Source organism: Photobacterium aphoticum (genome assembly GCF_001029435.1).
Classification (GTDB): Bacteria; Pseudomonadota; Gammaproteobacteria; order Enterobacterales; family Vibrionaceae; genus Photobacterium; species Photobacterium aphoticum.
The window spans coordinates 38,805-55,447 of the sequence record NZ_LDOV01000034.1; the positions used below are offsets into that span (position 1 = coordinate 38,805).

General features: G+C 51.6%; 13 protein-coding genes and 1 tRNA gene. 3 read left to right on the plus strand and 11 right to left on the minus strand.

All coding sequences use genetic code 11. The annotated features are described in order from the left end of the window. Positions 1-50: 50 nt before the first annotated feature. Together trhP and ABT58_RS18295 are read left to right on the plus strand one after the other, a co-directional pair. Positions 51-1,448: a prephenate-dependent tRNA uridine(34) hydroxylase TrhP gene (gene trhP, locus ABT58_RS18290; RefSeq protein ID WP_047875894.1), complete on the plus strand. Its 1,398-nt coding sequence runs from the start codon at positions 51-53 to the stop codon at positions 1,446-1,448. A 5-nt stretch (positions 1,449-1,453) separates the two neighbouring features. Continuing rightward, positions 1,454-1,708: a YfhL family 4Fe-4S dicluster ferredoxin gene (locus ABT58_RS18295; protein ID WP_047875895.1), complete on the plus strand. Its 255-nt coding sequence runs from the start codon at positions 1,454-1,456 to the stop codon at positions 1,706-1,708. 101 nt (positions 1,709-1,809) lie between these two features. Here ABT58_RS18295 and mepA read toward each other — a convergent pair whose 3' ends face one another. From mepA to ABT58_RS18335, 8 genes are all read right to left on the minus strand, one after another. Further along, positions 1,810-2,640 carry a penicillin-insensitive murein endopeptidase gene (gene mepA / locus ABT58_RS18300; RefSeq protein WP_047875906.1) on the minus strand — a complete coding sequence of 277 codons (831 nt, stop codon included), beginning with the start codon at positions 2,638-2,640 and terminating at the stop codon, positions 1,810-1,812. Between the two features lie 166 nt (positions 2,641-2,806). After that, the gene (locus ABT58_RS18305; RefSeq protein ID WP_047875896.1) at positions 2,807-4,741 is read right to left on the minus strand and encodes a TonB-dependent receptor domain-containing protein; all 1,935 of its coding nucleotides are present in this window, start codon (positions 4,739-4,741) and stop codon (positions 2,807-2,809) included. A gap of 172 nt (positions 4,742-4,913) precedes the next feature. Beyond that, positions 4,914-5,627: a response regulator transcription factor gene (locus tag ABT58_RS24420; RefSeq protein WP_047875897.1), complete on the minus strand. Its 714-nt coding sequence runs from the start codon at positions 5,625-5,627 to the stop codon at positions 4,914-4,916. Between the two features lie 161 nt (positions 5,628-5,788). After that, positions 5,789-6,628, minus strand: a complete 840-nt coding sequence (locus ABT58_RS18315; RefSeq protein WP_047875898.1) for a sugar phosphate isomerase/epimerase family protein — start codon at positions 6,626-6,628, stop codon at positions 5,789-5,791. 13 nt (positions 6,629-6,641) lie between these two features. After that, positions 6,642-7,982 (minus strand): DUF6005 family protein, encoded by a 1,341-nt coding sequence (locus tag ABT58_RS18320; protein ID WP_107205117.1) that lies wholly within the window; start codon positions 7,980-7,982, stop codon positions 6,642-6,644. Positions 7,983-7,994: 12 nt separating this feature from the next. Beyond that, entirely contained in the window at positions 7,995-9,251 is a 1,257-nt protein-coding gene (locus tag ABT58_RS18325; protein WP_047875899.1) for an AMP-binding protein, read from the minus strand. Positions 9,252-9,286: 35 nt separating this feature from the next. Beyond that, positions 9,287-10,921 carry an IucA/IucC family protein gene (locus tag ABT58_RS18330; RefSeq protein WP_205625334.1) on the minus strand — a complete coding sequence of 545 codons (1,635 nt, stop codon included), beginning with the start codon at positions 10,919-10,921 and terminating at the stop codon, positions 9,287-9,289. Between the two features lie 91 nt (positions 10,922-11,012). Beyond that, positions 11,013-12,863 carry an IucA/IucC family protein gene (locus tag ABT58_RS18335; RefSeq protein WP_047875908.1) on the minus strand — a complete coding sequence of 617 codons (1,851 nt, stop codon included), beginning with the start codon at positions 12,861-12,863 and terminating at the stop codon, positions 11,013-11,015. Between the two features lie 220 nt (positions 12,864-13,083). Between ABT58_RS18335 and ABT58_RS18340 the strand changes: the two genes are divergently transcribed. Further along, entirely contained in the window at positions 13,084-14,445 is a 1,362-nt protein-coding gene (locus ABT58_RS18340) for an MATE family efflux transporter (protein WP_047875901.1), read from the plus strand. A 73-nt stretch (positions 14,446-14,518) separates the two neighbouring features. Here ABT58_RS18340 and ABT58_RS18345 read toward each other — a convergent pair whose 3' ends face one another. The 3 genes from ABT58_RS18345 to ABT58_RS18355 all read right to left on the minus strand — a co-directional run bounded on the left by ABT58_RS18345 (position 14,519) and on the right by ABT58_RS18355 (position 16,622). Continuing rightward, positions 14,519-15,499: a sugar-binding transcriptional regulator gene (locus ABT58_RS18345; protein ID WP_047875902.1), complete on the minus strand. Its 981-nt coding sequence runs from the start codon at positions 15,497-15,499 to the stop codon at positions 14,519-14,521. Positions 15,500-15,608: 109 nt separating this feature from the next. Further along, positions 15,609-15,968, minus strand: coding sequence for a DUF2799 domain-containing protein (locus ABT58_RS18350; RefSeq protein WP_047875903.1), 360 nt, complete (start codon positions 15,966-15,968; stop codon positions 15,609-15,611). A 577-nt stretch (positions 15,969-16,545) separates the two neighbouring features. Then, positions 16,546-16,622: transfer RNA gene (locus ABT58_RS18355), tRNA-Asp, on the minus strand. Positions 16,623-16,643 lie beyond the last annotated feature (21 nt).

The window sequence follows — 16,643 nt, forward strand, 5'->3', positions numbered from 1 at the left end:
ATCCCTGCGATACGGCCTGATTTGCAATCAGACACTGGAATATAAGAGCTATGTTTACACCTGAATTGTTATCGCCTGCGGGCAGCCTTAAGAACATGCGTTACGCGTTTGCCTACGGTGCAGATGCGGTTTACGCTGGCCAGCCACGTTACAGCCTTCGCGTTCGTAACAACGAATTCAACCTCGAAAACCTGAAAATCGGTATCGATGAAGCCCATGCCCTTGGCAAGAAGCTTTACGTGGTATGTAACATTCAGCCACATAACTCTAAACTGAAAACCTTCATTCGCGATCTTAAGCCTATCGTTGAAATGGGCCCTGACGCCCTGATCATGTCTGATCCAGGTCTGATCATGATGGTACGCGAAAACTTCCCAGAAATGCCGATCCACCTGTCTGTACAGGCGAACGCAGTAAACTGGGCAACGGTAAAATTCTGGGCAGCCAATGGCGTTGAACGTGTGATCGTGTCACGCGAGCTGTCTCTGGAAGAAATCGAAGAGATCCGCGAGCACTGCCCTGACACAGAAATCGAAGTGTTCGTTCACGGCGCACTGTGCATGGCCTACTCTGGCCGTTGTCTGCTATCTGGTTACATCAACAAGCGTGACCCGAACCAAGGTACCTGCACCAACGCATGTCGCTGGGAATACAAAGTCGAGAAAGCGACAGAAAACGATGCTGGTCAGATCGTTGAAGAGTTTGACCCAAGCCAGGCACAAGCGATCGAAGTGCAGGACGAGCGTCCTGACAACACTATCGGTCTGGGCAAGCCAACGGACGACGTTGTCCTACTGAGCGAAGCACACCGCCCAGAAGAGAAAATGGCCGCATTTGAAGACGAGCACGGCACTTACATCATGAACTCAAAAGATCTGCGCGCTATCCAGCACGTTGAGCGTTTGACCAAGATGGGCGTACACTCGCTGAAAATCGAAGGCCGTACGAAGTCATTCTACTACTGTGCCCGTACCGCACAGGTGTACCGTAAAGCGATCGACGATGCGGTTGCTGGTAAGCCGTTTGACCCAAGCCTAATGAGCACGCTGGAAAGCCTGGCGCACCGTGGCTATACCGAAGGTTTCCTACGTCGTCACACCCATGACGCGTACCAGAACTACGACTACGGCTACTCTATCTCTGACGCGCAGCAGTTTGTGGGTGAATTCACCGGTAAACGCCGTGGCGATCTGGCTGAAGTCGAAGTGAAGAACAAGTTCGTGGTCGGTGACAGCCTAGAAGTGATGACGCCAAACGGCAACGTGATCTTCACACTTGAGACAATGGAAAACCGTAAGTCTGAAGTGATTGATGATGCGAAAGGTAACGGCCACTTTGTGTTCATTCCTGTCCCACAAGACATGGATCTGAATTTCGGTCTGCTGATGCGTAATCTAAACTCAGGTGAAAACACCCGTAACCCACACGCACCAAAAGACGGTCAGTAATCGTTATGGCACTGCTCATTACCAGTAAATGCATTAACTGTGACATGTGTGATCCGGAGTGCCCGAACGAGGCGATCACCATGGGTGACGCGATCTATGAGATCGACCCGGACAAATGCACCGAGTGCAAAGGCCACTATGACAAGCCAACCTGTCAGTCGGTCTGCCCGATCACCAACTGCATCATTACTGATCCTGACCACATCGAAACCGATGACGAATTGCTTGAAAAGTTCGTGACCCTGCAAGGTCTGGCATAATAAGCTTCACCATAAAGCCAATGACAAAAAAGCGCCCAAGGGCGCTTTTTTTCGATCTATGCTTTGAAAACGGTACATGACTTTCGCCCATTGACGCTCTGTTAGCCGTCTTTTTTCCCGCTCCCTTCCAGCAATACCAAACATTGTGCGGGCGGTGGTGGCGGCACTTTCTTCTTCGCCTTCACGACTTTCTTTTTCGGCTTTTGCTCAGATTTAGGCTTGGGTTTCCAAGACGCTAATTCAGCCCCGCAGCCGTCACCTTCTGGTGGTGCCGCCTGCTCTTTACAGCTGCTGTCCCCTGCCGGACAATTCAGGCGAACATGGAAATGGTAATAATGCCCCCACCACGGGCGCACTTTCCGCAGCCAGTCGCGCTCTGTCCATTCGCGGGCACACAACTGCTCTTTGATCACAGGATGCACAAATATACGGGCTACGCGCTCATCGGCAGCAGCCAGTTGGATCATCAGTGCCTGTGATTCCCCCCAGTTCTTCTTATTGATTTTGTACTGCTTCAGATGCACCATCGGCAACGGCTGCACATCAATCAACTCATCCTCACTGAGCGGCTGATCCACCACCTTCAGCCAAATATCGGCATCCAGTCCGGTCTGATGACTCGCGTGCCCTGAAGAGAAACGGCCACCGCGTGGCATAGCAATGTCCCCCACCAATAACTGACCCAGTGCCAGTTTATTGGCCTGTTGCGACAGATCGGTCAGAAACTGGATCATATCCGGGTGGCCGTAATAACGCCCACGGTATGAACGCATCACCTGATAGCCTTTGCCAGCCAAAGGCAAAGACTCACCGCCTACCAGACAGCCATTGTTGTACGTGCCGATCGACTCTGATTCCCCCTCACTCGGCGAATCAAACTGCTCCCACGGGGTACTCCAAACCGGCACACTCCATAACATGCCCAGTAACATTACAATGCCTAATTTCACGGGTACTCCTTTACTCGTCTGTTTCAAGCTCAGCGACAACCTCAAATTACAACCATGTTCAACCGCGCATAAACGGATCGAAAAAAGAGGAGCAATGCTCCTCTTACGTGGTTTGATTCGCTATATAACTATAGCTTTTTATCACCGTTTAGAAGGCGTAAGACACATTTAATCGAATATCCCGACCCGCATCTAAGGTTCCTTGGGCAATCTCACCATTGTTACCGTAGCTGGCATGATCGCGATACGCCTTATCGAACAGGTTCTTCACACTAAAGGTCAGTGCCAATGCATCATCACTGAGCGGATACCACTGGGCATAGATATCATGCACCGCATACCCCGGCTTTTCTTCATAGCCTTCCGCCACATCCGTCAGACGATCCACATAACGTCCCACATACCCTAGCTCTAAGTCATCCAAGACCTGATAGCTGACATCGGCCACCCAGGTATCGCCGATTGCAGTACCGATCCCTTTCGTATCATCACTCAATGGCTCACCGTTGAGTTCTGGACGGGAGTGGTTAAAGCTTAATCCTGCGACCACACCTTGCCAGGTATACCCCACGCGCGCGGTAAATCCTTTGGTTTTCAGATCGCCCAAGTTCGCCAGTTCACGCGGACGCACATCGGTCTCGCCCACCACATCCTTAATTTCACTCCAGTATCCCGTCGCGGACACTTGCCAGTTACCCGTTAACCAGTTGAAACCAATCTCGGTATTTTCAGCACGCTCTTCTTTACGACCCGCCTGACTTTTCGCCCCATCGAGCTTAAAGATCTCACGTACCTGCGCACCCCGGATCGCCTGCGCATACCCCGCATACACATCCAGTCCCGTCATCACTTGGTAAGTGATATTGATGTTCGGGCTAAAGCCATCATGATTAATTTCTTCGCTGTTAGACTCTTGTAACTGGTAGTCATCATAACGTGCGCCAAGACTTAGCAAGAAAGCATCCGTCAGTTGCAGATCACCTTGCAGGTAAACCCCCACCACACGGCCTTCATCCTTGTCAGAGCCGTAGATAGGGCTGCCCAGATACCCTTCATCATCGCGGTATTCAACCCCATACGTCAGCAGGTGCTGGTCGAAGGTACTGACATTACGGAAATCAAAACCGTAGCTTTTCGCTTCCCCCAGATAATCTCCCCAAGGACCATTGAGGTGCTCCAAGGATGTCTCCGTGTAGTACGCCGTGATATCCAGCCCCAGCCAGTCATACCCCACCGGATCAAACTGGTAGTTACCGGTCACGGTTTCACGGATCATCTCTTGGTTAATCGGCGCATTTTTACGGCTCGGTACCCACTGTGGGCGATGATATCGGTAAGCTTCATCTTCACGGCGGTCGTAACTCAGTGTTAGCTTCTGCTCATCACTCAGATCCCCGACCAACTTCACAAAGCCGACTTTGTTTTCTGCAGCCGTATAAGGTTGTTCATCCCCATTGCCGTCAGTGAAATCATCCTGATCACTGTACGATAAGGTCGCCAGCACACTGAACTGGTTAGAGAGGTAGCCATAGCCACTCAGGCTGGTTTTATACCCTTCGGTATTGTCGTAATAGCCCGCTTTGACCAAAGCACCAAAGCGCTCATCGCCTTGCAGCAAGTCTTGCGGATCTTTGGTCACAAAACGGATGGCCCCACCCAATGCGCCCGGCCCTTCTGTGGCACGACCCGCACCGGCAGAAACTTCGACCTGACGGATCAGTTCGGGCTCAATCGATAGGCGGCCCTGATGGTGGTAGATATAGCCTGACTGGGTCGCCCCATCGATAGTAACGTTCAGCAGGGTGTCTTCAATCCCTCGCACATAAATCTTTTGTGATACGCTCGAGCCACCGCCTACCGTGACTTCCGGATCGGTACGGAAAATATCACTCAGATCCGTCGCTTGACGCTTCTCAAGTTGTGCCGCATCAATCACGACATCAGGTAATGCTTGCGGCGTGCCAGTGACGACCATGGTTTCATCAACCGTCACACCTTGCTCAGCCTGTACGAGAGGGGCCACCAGTGCTGCGGCGACAGCCGTAGCAAGCAGGGAACGGGAAAGTGTACGTCCTTGTTTCATTTCTACTCTTCCAACAATAATGAGAACTATTATCAATATGGTGCGTTATTCTCTATATTGCTGAATGCGGTGTAAACGATTTTTACAATTGTTACAAGCTTGCAAGCGAATGATTTTAAAGGCATATCATACAAAGTGATATCTCTCGGTTATCTCTCTACTCCACCCTCCATCATGCGAAACAATAGCCTTTACCATGCGCCGTTTGTAGACGCTCTGCGGGCATGCCGGCTGCCACCAGCTTTTTCCGAATCCGGCTTAAATGCATATCAAGACTACGGTCATAAGGACTAAATTCCCGGGCCAGCACTTGTTGGTATAAATACGGCTTTGTCAGGATCTCACGCCGCTGTGACACTAAAGTCCAGAGCAACTTAAATTGAATGGGGGTCATTGAGACGGAGTGCCCGGCAAAACTCACGACCTGCTGCTGCCGATCCAATGTCAGTTGCTCACAGGTCAAAGACAGCCCCTGTTCAATCGGTGCTGCGGTGCCATACACCCGCTGAAGAATCGCCAAAGTGCGGTAACACAATTCTTTCACAGGACGCTGCTTAGCAACATAATCATCGGCACCGTGATAAAAACAATTGAGGCTTTGTGCCATCTGTGTATCTTCATCAATCACAATGATCGGTACCGATGTCTGCGCTCGGCAACGCTTTAATAACGCCAGATCTCGCATGTCAGCAAGCTGCATGGATAAGATCACAATCCCTACCGCGCCTTGCTCAATGATCTGTAAAATATCTTCTGACGCCACGCACCGGCGAATCATCAGCCCGGCTTGCCAAAACTGCTCACGTACATACTGACCGTATGTCTCACTCGGATCCGCGATCAAAACGGTCACCGTGAAGGGACTGACTTGAGAGATAACGCTCATGCTTCTGCCAAACTATACAATAACCCAAAACAAATGATAGTGATTATCAATATCACCATGCGTTTTATCTGACAAAATAAACGCAAAGCGACGCCGACCTTTGAGACGCATCTCAAGCTTTATGCTACACATTGGTGTAATTCGCTTTCCGCGTTTTCTGCTTAACACACCATTTCTGGCGGGTATACACGGCACCGTAAGTCATCTAAAAGAGCCTTGTCTTTCAATAAGGTTTCCCTTACATCATGCCCAAACCACTCTAATGAAGCCGACTTCGTCGAATCTCCCATTAGGGTCTTTAAGAAGACTTGGTAGTCCAGAGCCCCTTCAAACAGCGAGACCATGCCCTGCCGAGTGCCGGCTGGCGAGTAAACATTCTCTGGCGCAAAGGCGGTTAACTGCTCACGTGACTGAATGTTTTTGAGGTGATAATGCGCAACGTATGCCGCCACCTGTCGATGAAAGCAAGTGGGATCCACTCCAGCTTCCCACACATGCAACGTGTCAAAATTCAACTTCAGTGCAGGATGGTCAACCTCCTCAAGCAGTTGCAACACCGATGCTGGCGTATCCGCGAGTGTGTTCGGATGAGTTTCCACCAGCACCTCTAATCCATGCCCCTGTGCAGCCTGACAAATTTCACGTAACCGGTGGGTCATCGCCAGCCGTTCCGGGCGAGAAACCAATTGACTGGCCACCTGCCCGGCAAACGTGCGTAACTTAGGCGTCTCCCAATGTTTTGCCATCGCATACATAAGGTCGCATTTTTGCCGAGCAACCACGCGATCACCAACAATAGGCAAATAGTCACTCAGCATGGAAATCTCCAATCCCATCGCCTTGAGCCACTGCGCGTCATACTGGGGCTGTGATGCCAATCCTCGCGCATGGATCCCCCACAACTCTATCCCGTCAAACCCACTGCGACGTGCCCATCTTGCAATATGGTCGATAGAAACCAATTGATGACGAAACGAGATCGTACACACTGATAGCTGCATCGGTTGTGCCTCCTTATGCGCTTGCGGGGGTGAATGCCAACGCAAATTCACACCAGTCACGGTAGACTTCATGCAAATGCTGCTTAATTTCACGCTCCGTCTCCACCACGAGCACCAACTGCTGTGCCACCTCTGATTGCAGGCTCTCCACCCCGGTTTCCGCCAATTTCATCACTAAGTACTGCACCTTGAAGTACCCTTGCACCAAACTTTCAATCACCTCACACCACGCTTCAAATTCCTCCTCCGGCAGGCCCAGCGCCCGCCAGAAAAAGGCAAAACCATGCTCATAAGCATACTTGCGTACCGCGATAACCCGAATCTCTCTCAGAGCCAGCGTCAGTATCGCTACGTCCCCACTCGCCATATGGGCATCTACAATGGTTTCAATGGCCTCTGCCAACGGATAACGATCCATAAAGAAGCAGGCATCAAAATAAGCCTTCACCTCCGCATCGCTCGCCGAATGGAGGTGTTGCTCATCAAAGACATATCCTCCCGCCACCGTAGGTTGGGCGACAGCCTGTAAAACCCGTGCCGTCTCCAGCTCCCCTTCCCAGCGAAAATCCGGATCCGATATCCAGAGCTGCTCAGGGGTGGTTCCTTGTGTCAGCAACACATAATGCGGAAACGGGTTTTGATTGAATTTATTCTCTCTCTCTGGCAACTGAAACAAGTCCAGCATCACCATTAATTGCTCTGTTGCACGCTTCGTGGCCAGCAAGTGTTGTAAGGTCGCGATGTTCGATGCTTTATCCTTCTCTGGGCAATACCAGGACACCAACGCCACACCAAACAGGCGGTTGAACCAATAACGGAAATCGGCATGATCCACGTCCTCTGCGTGATAACGCAAATGATGATCTTCTGTCACGGTGAACGTGGCATCCCATACCCCAAAATAAAACGGCCGATGATCAATCCCTGCCCGCTTAAGCGACTCACAGACACAACTGACAAAGCAATGGACTTTGACATCTTCAAATTCCTCCTGCGCAGATGCCGATGTCGCGGGCGGCACAGACTCTGTCTGCTGCTCGGTCCGCTGCAAAAAAGCCACTAAGCTGGCCACCGTCGCATAATCATCCTTGGTGAGGTGGGTGTCCGGTAGACGTAAACCTAAATCCAACTCCAGATGCAGCATCAGTTGCAGCACCAGCACCGAATCCAGATACAAATCCTCATTCAGCCGAGCCTGTGGCGAAAAAGCGGCCATGTGCGGATTTTGCATGGTCTCCCGCAAGATCGTTTCAATGGCCGATGTCAGCGCGTCGGCAGAGATTAACGGCACCACAGTGACAGGTTCCGCCTGCGGGGATGTCGCCTGAGAATGTGTTTCTTTTAACGTATCCATCTTCACTACTCCTTATCCAATCGCAGGTACAGCTGCACGGGTTTGTGACAAGGCCTTTCGATTCACTTTGCCATTAGCTAACCGGCCAATGACCTCAACCTGCTCAATATCAACGGGTAATTGATAGGTGGCTAAACGCTTGGCACACCAACGACGAATACGGCTTGAAGGGACTTTCTCTTGTGCACAAAACTGTAAGCACACTCGCTCACCAGACAAGGCATCACTTCGCTTAAACACCACCGCATCCTCAATCTCCGGCAGTTCTCGCACTGCCTCTTCCACATCCTGCGGGTACACATTCAGCCCAGCCACATTAATGGTGTCATCGATCCGCGCCACAAAATGCAGCATACCGGTATCATCGATATACCCGAGATCGCGCGTATGAATCGACTGGGTGTCTTCCCCGATAATGATCTCTTGCGGCTGCTTGGCACAATGGCCGGCTCTCACATGCAGGTGAGGCAAAGGGTACCCCACAGCACTGGCCACCTGCGTATCCGGGTTGACCGCAATACATCCCGCCTCTGAGCAGCCATACTGCTGGAAGACCCGATGCCCGCGTGTGTGTAATTGCGCCAGACCAGACTGGGATAACAAGGTCCCCGATGTCATCACCGCTGGCGGTGGCAACGTCTCGGGGTACAGCGGCAGAACGGCCGCCAATAAACTCGGCGAGGCGTACAATAATGGCTCGCTCACCCGCTCCAGCGTGTTGAGCAAGTATTTGGGATTCAATTGATTCACAATAACGGGGGCACGGCCACGGGCGAGCGCCACCAGTACCCCCGCAATCAGGCCGTAGGAATGGGTGATCGGGCAGGCAATAACAGGGGTCATACGGTTAGGCGCGGTAAACGCACGGACATAGGCCTCAACCTCTGTGGCGATACTCTGCCATGTTCGGGTGATCACTTTCGGCTCCCCTGTTGTCCCCGAGCTGGTTTGCACTAACACGCCTGTTGTCTCTTCCCCCTCTTGCGGTAACACAAGTGGCTGGATCTGCGTATCAAGCAACAAGTAATGGCACTGTGCACGTTGTGCCAAACGCTTCGCCGCCAAGCGGGGCGTATCCGCGTGGATCGGATAAAATGATCCGCCTTGCGCACGGACATACAGACACAAGGCTAATAGATGGGCAGTATCCGCGCAGCACACCGCGAGTCGCTTGCCTTTGATTTTTGCCAAAAACGGATCGGCAGCAAACGTGCGATGACGGCTGGCAATATCATCCTGACTGATGAGTTCATCGTTAACGTAAAACATATTTTCTCTTTTTCTTCCTTGTCATTCACGCGCCGTTACGCGGTTTGCGGATGCGCTAACGGATTCCGAATCGTATGGTGGCACTCACTGGGTGACTGCCTTAACTTCCGGGTGATCAATGATTCTGTTTGAATGGTCGGCTGTGCGTACCCCAACATGGCTAAACGATCTGTCAGGGTCGGATGTTCAAGAGCATAATGGGTTAACGTATCGGCAACGCACTGCCAAAAATGCGTTTCAGGCAATCCGGCTTCCGTTTCCAGCAGTAACGCCAGTTCGGTCAGGTTGTAGACAAACAAGGTATCCATCACCAATTCTCGCAGCCCTTCCACGGAATCAATACCGTAATAGCCGGGGTTCGCATCCGATGGCGCCGCAGTCAGCCCATCAATCCCGTCCGGCTTTAATGCCGCGTCAGCCAAGAATGGTGTATAAAACTCGAGGCTTTCATGGAAATCACGCAACATTAAACGCTGTGGCCATCCCTCTTCATGTACCAGCACCATGTTCTGGCCATGCGCCTCCAACGCCAGACCATGGGCAACCAACACGTGCCAGACCGGAACCACTGCCACCTCCAGCAGACGCTCAAGCCAGACCTCTACGCCATAGCGGGATAACCAGGGAGCAATAAACGCCCGGCCATCCTGTTCGAGCAGACTCAGGGCATTAAACGGGACGGCTTGTTCTCCGGGTAATAACTGGCCTTCCACACTTTCCCGCATGATCATGCCGATCCGCCCCTCTCCTGCCGGGTCCGCATTCGGATCTGCCTGGCACACTAAGCCGGCTGCGTATTCCTGCAAGATCACGACCGATTGCAACGTCGGATCGCTGTCTATCACGAGCTTTAGCCATTGCGATATCGCAGGAGCATGACAAACAGAGCACGGATCTAGGGTCCGTACGGATGATGAGTTCACCAAACTCAGGGGCAATTTGATGTGTGCCCGCTCAGGATGCGTGTGATTGCGCAAGGTGCGTAAGGACTGTGTCGCCACGTAATGATCGCCGGCGGAGCCCAGATGCAAAACATCACGGGAAGAGCGCGCTGTCCATGTCTCGCCATACAGCTGGGTAAACTGCCAAGGATGCAGCGGCATTAACGCATACCCGTCCCATCCTTCGCCCTGCAGTGCCAGAGCCTGGGTCAACTCAGCCCATGTCGGCTCTCCTAACTCTTGGCGCCAAAAAACGTCTGCACAAACGGGCAAGGCCATGTTGAGATGAGAGAATTTCACAGCCAGCCATTCCAACTGAAAAGGCTCCCCGGCTTCAGGCCCAAAACGAGCATGGTCCTGCTCACTGAATCCGGTTCTCGCCTTAAAGGAGGGATGATAGGGATGCCCTTCATCCACCCAGGATTCCAGTTGTGAATAAGACACCTCATAGCGGGAATGCGTCGCTGGCAGGTGGGCCTGATTCCAACGGCATAACCGAATCGTTTGATGCAACTCCTCTCGCAACTGTTGCCTGACCGCATCGGCTGTCGGTACATCCGCCAAGACTTGATACAGTGCTACATCAGAGGGATGCCCCATGATACGTAAGGTCTGAATATCAACCCGCACCCGATCAAAGCCGCCACGATAGCCCTCCACCCGGTAATTGTGCTCCCCCATCTGCCAGCGAAACACACCTCGTACCGCACGGGCTTCCAATGTATTCATTGCCGGTTCCGGTACAAAATGCACATCGACATACCCTTCAAATAAGAGCGACTCGATCAACTGCCTTAGGACACGCTGCTCAACCGACAATCTATACATACTCGGCAAGGGCATGGCTTTCCTCCTCATCACTCACAGCCAACAGAGGATTCGGCATCCACGCATACACCGCCTGTTCGTTATCGGTGAGCAGTTCATCGATATCCTCGACCCGGGTCAGCAAATTGGCTTTAAATGGCCAACTGGGGCGGGCTAACAGCCCCTGCAAAAATGGCCGTCCCGCCCCCTTCATCTCCCCCAGCAACTGCAACAACCGTTGGCGTACAAACGCCAACAACACGGCTTCTTGTTGTAAACCATCCGCGCCGAGGCGGCCGATGATGGCAAACAGATGATTGACAAAGAGGTAGTAGGTAAACCGATCACGGATCATCGCATCATCAAAATACAAGTCATGTACCATGCCGGTATCCGCCTCAAAAGCCGTTAATTCATCCCGGTATGCTGCAGACAGGTAAAACCCTTGATTGTCACGAAAGTAGTAGGTTTTGGGATAACCCTGTTCAAACGTGACAACACTGTTTTGTTGATGGGCTTCCAACGCAATGCCGTGTTCATCGTATAGGCGGATCATTGGTGCGATCGCACAATCCCAGTACCGGGCAAACCACTTACTGGCAGCCACCGCAGCGGGACAGGATACGGTCGTCAACGTATCAATTAACTGTTTGAGCATAGAGTCTTGGCCCGGCAGTGGCGCTTGCGTGAGTGCCGCCACCGTGACGGTCTCTTCTTCCAGACCATGTCGAAAAGGGTTTTCTCGTACGATAACTTCAAACCCACTCTCCGGCTGTCCCGGTAAATCTACCGTGATATAAGCAGGATCTGTCACCAGCTGAAACGTGGGGTGATCGGCAAAGAAAGGCAGTTTACGGCTCAAATTAGCCATGACGACGCCCGCATCGAGTTCATGGCGTTTATTCACCCGCAATGAATTGGTGATTTTGACGGGTAAAGAAAATTTGAGCATCCAGGGCAAATCAGGGTGATACAGTGAACGTACGGAAGAGGTGGCCGAGAAGGACGGTCCCGTTCGCCCCAGATCCACGATCATGCCTTGCGCAAACCATGGGATAAGGGCTTCTTGATGCAATAACCATTGAGCCTGCAGCGGATGGATCGGGAGTACCACATAGCCCGGCCGCGCCAGCCGCTCCGTTTCCAGCGCAGTACTGAGCATCTCTTCTGCCGTCACCGTTAAGGCCGAACGCTGGCTAATTAACGACGCATGCACCCGGAAATAATGCAGCTGAAAACAACCGCCACATTCTGGCGCATAAGTGGCATGGTGATGATCCAGCATTCCTTGGCGGCTTTTCGGGGTAGGATGCAACCAATGCCCCACATACAAAGCCTGTTCTGCCACTAAAAATTGGCGTACCGGTTGGGGACGTTGCAAGGCCGATACCAAATACAAAGACATTAAACGATGGCTTTCTTGCAGCCTCGCTTGTAATTCATACTCACGGGGATCCTCACCCCAGGCTTTACCCCGCTGTGCATACAAAGAGCGGCTCAACAGGTGCATCACGCGCAGCGGAGAAACCGATGACCAACACAAGGGATGTTGACGAAACCACGACGCAACAAAACGGTGACACCCCACCTTAGAGCGATACGACACAGCTATCGCTAGCTCTCCCTTTCCCTCTGCTAATGTAATCACGACAACAGCTTCAACCGCTGGGTGGCCTTTCAGGCAGGGAAGAACCCTCGTTGTTTCGTTCTCTGTTTCTTTGCCCGCATACCACTGGGCCCCCGCTACTTCACGTAAATATGCATTAAGAAAAGCTTGTAATGAGGCATATTCCGCTAACGCTGATGCCTGCTGACTCAACGATATGTGTTCGGTGCTATCGCCTGTCGCTGGGGTATTGATCATCACGCCCATCCTTCTCCTCACTCACTCGCCATGATTGATTCACGGACACAAGGCCAATAATGGTATTGATAATAGTTATCATTTCAATAAGAATTACAATTGTTACAGGAATAGTTGAGCGTGATTCAGAGTTCAGCCAGCCCCCGTAGCCATCACCCATCGCTTCAACCAAGGTGTACCGCTCACACATAATCCCCCATGAGCAAACGGAAGCGATTTCATGGATAACAACGATTACGCAATTCTTCATGGTCCACCATTGCGGACCTTCATCGCCTATGCGGTACCGTCACTGCTCGGACTGTTAGCCATTTCCACCGCCAGCATAATTGACGGGATCTTTGTGGGGCACTACCTCGGTGCCGATGCCCTCGCAGCCATCAACCTGCTGGTGCCCTATATCACGTTCATGTTTGCCGTTTGCTTAATGATCGCCATTGGGGGATCTGTCATGGCGGGTCATTACTTGGGGGAGAACAAATCACTACAAGCCAACCAGATTTTTACGCTATCCCTCTTCAGTGCGCTGGCTTTTACATGCCTCATGGCACTACTCAGCCATTTGCTTTATATCCATCTATTCCAATTACTTGGCGCACCGCCCTCACTTTTCTCTCTCATGAAAGAATACTTGTCAGTGATGAGTTTTTGTCTGGTGATCCAACTGACAACCATGGTCTGCTATTACTTTGTCCGTACGGATGGCTTCCCCAGGCTGGGAACAACCGCACTGTTGTGTGGGGCCGCCTGTAACATTGCGCTGGATGCCCTGTTCATCGGCTACTTTCGCTGGGGCTTAGCCGAAGCGGCTCTTGCCACCACGCTGGCACAATGCCTGCAATGTGTAGTGCTATCGCGCTATTTTTTCCAGACCAAACGCCGGCTCGCCTTCTGCCTGAATAGGCTGCCTCTTCGTACTTTAGGACACGCACTACGCAATGGTTGCTCTGAGTTCATTAATGAAATATCGGTGGGTATTATTATTTTTGCTGTGCACTGGCAGGTTGCAAGTCAACATGGTGAAGCAGGTATTGCCGGCTTTGCTATCACCAACTACATCCTGTTTATCAGCATGATGATGTTTTATGGGATCATTGATGCACAGCATGTCCTGTTGAGCCACAACCTCGGCGCGGGGCAGCCTCAACGAGCGCATACCTTCATGCGATTCGCCACACTGGCGATTGCGTGCATTGGAGGGGGGATCACTCTCTTCACATTCATCGGTAAAACCTGGATCACCACCCTATTTCTGGGTACTGGGGAGCTCGATGCCGCCTTATTCGCCCATCAATACCTCAACTGGCTATGGCCTTGTATCCTGCTGAGCGGGTTTAATGTCCTCTTCTCCGGCTACTTTACCGCCCATCAACGCCCGAAACCTTCAGCGTGTATCGCTCTTTTGCGTGGGCTGTTATTACCGCTATTGTTTCTATTTCTCTTTACAGTCTGGCCGATTTCCTGGCATGTATTAGCTGCCCTGCCACTGGCAGAAGGTATAACCTTACTGATCGCCATCGGGCTCTATCTACACCAGATAAGGCACTCAGCAAGCGCTATACAAGCTTGTGGACATGAATGAAGAGGATAGAGGATAGAGTAATATGCCTCCCCTAAAAGACGACAAAGGCGCCTATTAAGGCGGCGCCTTGGTTTTATTTCATCTGCTGATCAAGATTGAGGATGGTCAGGGCATTACTCACGCTGGTCGCCACAACATCAACCACGCCGGAACGTAATACGCCCAACAAGGCTAACGCTTTACTGCTTTCAGCGGCTGTCACTACCACTGTCGGAATGTGGCGTAATTCATCCATACTCAAGCCAATGACACGATCACTCATCATGGTATCTGCGCGTTGGCCTTTGCTGTCAAAGAAATCATAGCCCGCCAGATCGCCCACCACACCTTTACGAATACGTGCTTCGACGATCTCTTGCGGGGTGAACCAGCCCAGTTTCACCATGTGGCTGTTCTCATTCATATCTCCCACTCCGACGAGTGCCACATCCGCACGACGCGCACGATCAAGCGTCTCTTTCACGGTGCCATTTTTCATGATGGCTTCTTTTACCTTGATGTCTTCCACATAAGCCGGGGCATACAAGGTCTCACTGATCCCACCGTATTTTTTTGCCAGCAGGCGGCAGATATGGTCAGCATTGATCGCATTACCGGAACGGTGCGTCCCGCCAATACCACAGACAAAACGGCACTTACGGTGTGGCACCACACCCACATGACTGGCAATAGAGGCGATATTACGTCCTTGACCCACCGTCACCACCATATCATCCGTCAGTGTCCCCGCCAGATAGGTTGAGACTAAACTGGCCACTTGCTGACGCTGTGTTTCATCATCCGGCTGATCCAATGCGATCAGTGCGCGTTTTAAGCCAAAGCGCTCAATCAGCTGCTGCTCAAGTTTCTCACTGAAGACGGGGTGATATTTCACGGTAATTTCCACCACGCCTTCATCTCGTGCTCGGCGCAATAAACGGCCTACCTTCGCACGCGACATGCCAAATTTTTGGGAAATTTCCTCCTGGGTTGCCCCATCTTGATAATAAGCAATGGCGATTTCCGTCAACACATCATTGTCGACTTGAGGTAAATCATTCGCAGGTAACGTCATTTATTTCCCAAATAATACATGGCATAACATATCCGGTATCTTACCTTGAAGGTAAGCATGGCGCGAGTCTCTGCCTCAGGATAATCCCCTCACTGTGAGAGCTCCGCGATTACATACTGTTACCTTCACGCCCTGTCTCCCAATTTTTCTCGTAGGTATTCCCTCGCGCGGTACCATCAATACAAACGTAATTTTTCGGTTTACCGAGTAAGCCCACTCGAAAAGCATTTTTAGGATCGCAGTACGTTTCCACATGTGTAGCATAGGCTTCGCGATACGCTTTTTGCTGCGTACTGTCGACGGCACCCAGTTGACTCAATGCACTATCACTGCGTTCATAATGGCCCATTTCCACATCATACTGTGCAAGACCCGTCCAATCTTGTGCCTCAGAATACGCATCCACCTGAGAACTACTGCACCCAACCAACCCCATCAGAACACATGCGATTAACCCTATGGCTTTCATATATACCTCCACACTTTTACTACAGTATAGAAACTCCCAACACGGGTGATATCACCAACACGCTGATAAAACAGAATATGACACTATACGCTTACCCATCTTGTCAGCGATCATAAACCCACCTCCGTGAGCGCAAGATAAACGCGAAAATCTTAAGAGTGCAAAGGACATGGCGCAAAAAACGAGAAAACCCAGTCCGAAGACAGGGTTTCTTTAGAAGCGGTAAAGCAGCGGGCACGCCCAGTGAGGGCTTTCGAAAGAAGGAGAAAATGGACATTCAAATACTTCAAATACGAAAAAGCCCCGCTATTTCTAGCGAGGCTTCTTAATAAGTGGCGGAGCGGCCGGGCTTGCGCTCAATTGGACTCGCAACCGAGCGGGACTCATTCGCCCGTAGGGCGAACCAATAAAATACAGATGTAAAAAAGCCCGAGTCTTTCAACTCGGGCTTAGTATAAGTGGCGGAGCGGATGGGACTCAACGCGCACGGCAGTGCCGCGACCTAGAGACCGAAGGGCTCTATGGGAGCGGTATATAGCAAAAAACCCTGTCGTTACCGACAGGGTTTCTTAATAAGTGGCGGAGCGGACGGGACTCGAACCCGCGACCCCCGGCGTGACAGGCCGGTATTCTAACCAACTGAACTACCGCTCCACACGGAGATAAAGATTTCTC